This window comes from Streptomyces beigongshangae (genome assembly GCF_019710745.1).
Taxonomy (GTDB): domain Bacteria; phylum Actinomycetota; class Actinomycetes; order Streptomycetales; family Streptomycetaceae; genus Streptomyces; species Streptomyces beigongshangae.
In genome coordinates, this window is sequence record NZ_JAHKJW010000142.1 from 1 (window position 1) to 3,868 (window position 3,868).

General features: G+C 64.6%; 1 protein-coding gene and 1 pseudogene. One reads left to right on the forward strand and one right to left on the reverse strand.

Translation table 11 applies throughout. The features are described from left to right. Window positions 1–1,003: 1,003 nt before the first annotated feature. Window positions 1,004–2,143, forward strand: a pseudogene (locus tag KM933_RS38425) (IS701 family transposase); the annotation flags it as partial. 520 nt (window positions 2,144–2,663) lie between these two features. Here KM933_RS38425 and KM933_RS38430 read toward each other — a convergent pair. Beyond that, complete coding sequence (locus KM933_RS38430; RefSeq protein WP_260334831.1) at window positions 2,664–3,845, reverse strand: ISAs1 family transposase; 1,182 nt, start codon at window positions 3,843–3,845, stop codon at window positions 2,664–2,666. Between the last annotated feature and the right edge of the window lie 23 nt (window positions 3,846–3,868).

Genomic DNA, 3,868 nt, shown 5'->3' on the forward strand with positions numbered 1-3,868 from the left:
GCGGCCGCCCCCTCACCACAGTCAGACACAGAGCCAGAACCTAACGAAGCACTACTACGCCCTGGAAAAACAGCGGGACCCGGAAAGTCCACCCTACGGGAAATGTCGTATCCCTTGCCCGGGGTGTGCCCGAGTTTTTATTTCACACCCGTGTGCGCCTTCGAACTCAATCTGTGCAGCGCGCACGGGTACCGGCCGCAGCGGGGGTCGGGGCAAGATGACGTCCCAAAGCACCCCTAAAGGCTGTCCTGTAACTCGTAGCAGAGGGTGGCGGGTCACCACAGTCGAATCGGCTTGTCTGATTTCTTTTTGGCTCTCGACCTCAACGAGATCCCGGCGAAGTCACTCGAACCGGACACTGGAAAGCGGTTTTTAAGTTACGGGACAGCTCTTAGCGAGAACCGGCATTCAGTTGGTATTGACCGGAGAACTCTTGTGGCGCCCGAGCGTCCGAACTCGGCCTCAAGAGCTTATTCCTTACAACATGACCCGCCTGACAGAAAGAGGATCTGCCTCATTTTTCGGCCCTTTCCCAGGGGTGAAAAGTCGAATCACGGAAATGGAATGATAAAATATGGATGATCCTTTCGCGCTGAGCCCGCTTCCCGTCCCGCTCACGAAAATCCGATTATCCGTACGAGTTACGCACCAAAGTTCTCGGTATCGCTATATTCAGAAGAAGGCAACTATGGACGGCCATCTCCTGCGCATCAGCGATCGGATGATCTATGTCTGTCCTGACCGGTACTTGATTCTCTTTCGGGTGTAGGCACGGTTTTCATACGCCGGGTGGCAGTTTGCGAACAATGATTCCTAACCTCGAAGTTTCGTGCCGGTCCGCCGACGAAGTCGGTGGACCGTTTTCGTGCCGTTAGTACTCCAGTTGCACTTCTCCATATGCCCTGGTCGCGGGGCTCTTTCAGAGTGTAGTTGGCTGACGCTGCATCAGGTTGGTGGTAGTTCGTGACTCACTCGATCGGGGCGCGTTGAACCGGTTGTGGATATGGAGAGCGATACCGAAGTCGGTTCGTGGGATGCCGAGTTGGAGTCGTTGCTGCTGCGGGTGGGCGAGCGGTTTGGCCGCGTTGAGCCGCGGCGGCGGATGCGGGACTACGTGCGTGGCCTGCTGGGCCCGGTGGGCCGGAAGAACAGCTGGCAGATAGCCGAGCACGCAGGCAATGACACACCGTATGGGCTGCAGCGACTGCTGTCGTGGTGCCAGTGGGACCCGGACGAGGTCCGCGACGATCTGCAGGACTACGTGGCCGACCAGCTCGGGCAGCCGGACGGTGTCCTGATCGTGGACGACACCGGCTTCCTCAGGAAGGGCACCGTCTCCGCCGGGGTGCAAAGGCAGTATTCGGGCACCGCCGGCCGCACGGAGAACTGCCAGATCGGAGTGTTCGCCGCCTATGCCACTGCGAAGGGCCGGGCCCTGGTGGACCGCGAGCTCTACCTGCCCAAGTCGTGGACGGAGGATGCCGACCGGTGCCGCGCCGCCCGGATTCCGCAGAGCAAGTCCTTCGCGACCAAGCCGGAACTTGCCCGTGCCATGGTTCGGCGGGCACTGGACTCCGCACTGCCGATCGCCTGGGTGACCGCCGATGCCGCCTACGGGCAGGAGTGGCACTTCCGGCGGATGCTGGAGGAGGCCGACGTGGGCTACGTCCTGGCGGTACCCAAGTCGCAGCAGGTCAAGTCTCCAGCGGGAAGCTGGCGCATCGACCATGTCCTGACCGGCGCCCCGGCCAAGGCGTGGGAGCGGATCTCCTGCGGTGACGGCGCGAAGGGGCCGCGGGTCTACGACTGGGCCGCGGCCAAGCTGCCCACCGTGGAGGGTTCGGATCCCGCCCACTGCCGCTGGGTGCTGGCCCGTCGCAGCTTGGCGCGTCCCGAGGAGATCGCGTATTACCTGGCCTTCGCGCCGGTGGACGCTACTGTCTTTGAACTGGTTCGGGTGGCCGGCGCCCGGTGGGCCATCGAGGAGTGCTTCCAGGCAGCGAAGAACGAGTGCGGCCTGGACCAGTACGAAGTCCGCCGCTACGTCGGTTGGTACCGCCATATCACCCTGGCCATGCTCGCCCACGCCTTCCTGGCGGCGATGACAGCCCAAGCCCTCGAAAAAGGGGCCGCAGAAACGGTTCGAGCGGCCTCGTTCCCCTCACCGTGGCAGAAGTCCGACGGCTCCTGGACCTTGCCCGTCCCCCCTCGGCCCGGCACCGGTCGCCCGCACAGCGGCTCTATTGGTCCCGCTGGCGCCGACGCCATCAGGCCATCGCCCGCCGCTGCCACTATCAGCGCCGCACGCGCCCCGATCGAGTGAGTCACGAACTACCATCAACCTGATGCAGCGTCAGCCAACTACACTCTGAAAGGGCCCCGCGACCAGGGCATATGGAGAAGTGCAACTGGAGTATTAGGTGAGGGTGGTCATCAGGGCCCTTGAGAAGTCTTGAGGTGGGCGGTTCGCCTGCCGAGCACCGGATGTGACGTCTTGTCAGGTTCTGTCGGCAGCGACCCTGGACGCAGAACAGGCATGGATGCTGGTGATCATGTGGGTGTCGAGTCCGTATGACCACCGAGCGAGTCCATGCCTGCGCACCCATCTTCCCGCATGCCGTCATGTCCAGGGTCTTTGAGAAGTGATCTTGTGTCCGGGTTCGTCATGCCAGCCCGAGGGCGGTGAGGGGCCGTAGGTGGTCACGGGCGGTGTGGCGGAGGGCGGCTGCGATGTTGGTGTGTCCGTCCTGGCGGTGGATACCGATGGCGAGGTTGCGCAGGCCGGCCATGACGCGGGGCAGGCGGCGGGTGCGGGTCTTGGAGGCGTCCTCGTGGAAGGTGCGGTCGCGGGCGTGGTGGAGCTGGTTCTCGATGCGCCAGTGGCCACGGATCCAGGTGGCGAGTTCGCTGCCCGTGGCCGTGCTGGGTGGCAGGCTCGTGACCAGGTAGATCCGTTCGATCGTCAGCTTGCCCGTGCCCAGATCGCGTCTCCAGCGCACGACGTGGCGGGCTTGGTGGGCATGGGGGTAGTCGAGGTGGGCGAACGTGGCGGTCTTCAGACGGCGGATCTCGTCGCGGTGGTGGGTCCGTCCGCGTTCGTAGTGGTCCAGGCGGACGTCGCGCCAGGGCAGGCACCGGACGCTCTCGTGGAGAGCGGGGTGGTTCCTTTTCACCACGGCGAGGTAGTGGGCTCCGCGTTTGTGCAGGTAGGTGGCGTGGTCGTGCTGGGTGTGCAGGGCGTCGGCGGTGATGACGGCGCCGGTCAGATCGATGCTGTCCAGGAGTGGAGCGAAGGCCGGGATTTCGTTGCTTTTTCCGTCGATCTGTCGTTGGGTGAGGACCTGGCCGCTGTGCGTCCTCGCTGCGATCAGGGCGACGGCCGGCCGTTTCGCGGTGCGGGAACCGCGGAGAGTCTTGCCGTCGACGGCGATGATCTTCCGTCCCGAGGCTGGTGTCTTGCGTTCCTGGAGGAAGTGTCCGATGGCGCGGTCCAGTGCGTCACCGTCCGCGGCGGCCGGGACGAGGCGGATGGTCGTGGCATGGGGCGGGCGGATCAGGCCGGTCAGCGGATCGGGCCGGAATCCGAGCAGGGCCAGGACGCGCTGCGGGGCGTCGGCGACCCACTCGCCGATCGCTGTGATCGAGGCAGCGCCGGCCAGAACGGCGGCGGCCGCAGCGGTGAGCAGGGCCGTCCATGGGTGACGGATACCTCGACGGGCCCGTGGGTCAGGCACCGTGGCCAGATAATTCCGCAGGTCAGCGACCGTTTCCAGCGGCATGGGGCCGGAGGCGTCCCCCAGTTTCCGAAGGTATGACGGCATGCGGGAAGATGGGTGCGCAGGCATGGACTCGCTCGGTGGTCATACGG